At 55.9% G+C, this 849-nt stretch carries 1 rRNA gene; it reads left to right on the top strand.

Going from position 1 to position 849, the window contains the following annotated elements:
* Positions 1-344: 344 nt before the first annotated feature.
* Positions 345-849 (top strand): 23S ribosomal RNA (locus DV20_RS17180); the annotation flags it as partial.

Raw genomic sequence — 849 nt, 5'->3', positions numbered from 1 at the left:
GTAGCCGTACCGGAAGGTGCGGCTGGATCACCTCCTTTCTAAGGAGCACAACACATCCCAGCTTCGGTTGGGAGTGGCCAGGGTTTAACACCCGACTGTGGTGTTGCTTTGGTTGCTCAAGGAATTGTGGAACTACTGGTTATCGCCGATCGCGGTGGATGAGTTCGATGCTTAGTACTGCAGGCTTGCCTGTGTGGAAAGGGTCCAACGAATCCGGGTGGCCGGCTGTTCGCGAAGCACACTGTTGGGTCCTGAGGCAACACGCCTCGGGGCTTACGCCCTGGAACGTTGTTTGTTTCTGGTGTGGTGTTTGAGAACTGTAGAGTGGATGCGAGCATCTTTGTGGTCAAGTTGTTAAGGGCACATGGTGGATGTCTTGGCTTCAGGAGCCGATGAAGGACGTAGGAGGCTGCGATAAGCCTCGGGGAGCTGTCAACCGAGCTGTGATCCGAGGATTTCCGAATGGGGAAACCCAGCACCAGTGATGTGGTGTTACCCGCACCTGAATATATAGGGTGTGTGGAGGGAACGCGGGGAAGTGAAACATCTCAGTACCCGCAGGAAGAGAAAACAACCGTGATTCCGTGAGTAGTGGCGAGCGAAAGCGGAAGAGGCTAAACCGTTTGCATGTCAAGCTGTCAGGCGTTGTGCAGGCGGTGTTGTGGGACCCAGCGTCGAGGATCTGACAGTCCTCGGAATGATCGCGCGTGTTAGTGGAACGCCTTGGGATGGGCGGCCGGAGTGGGTGAGAGCCCCGTACGCGAAAACACGTTGTTGGTTGTTTGTTTGGTGTTCCCGAGTAGCAGCGAGCTCGTGGAATTTGCTGTGAATCTGCCGGGACCACCCGGT

It is taken from the genome of Amycolatopsis rifamycinica (assembly GCF_000695625.1).
In the GTDB taxonomy this organism is placed as follows: Bacteria; Actinomycetota; Actinomycetes; order Mycobacteriales; family Pseudonocardiaceae; genus Amycolatopsis; species Amycolatopsis rifamycinica.
Note: the sequence above shows the minus strand (reverse complement) of the source record. Positions and strands in the feature narration are given on the sequence as shown.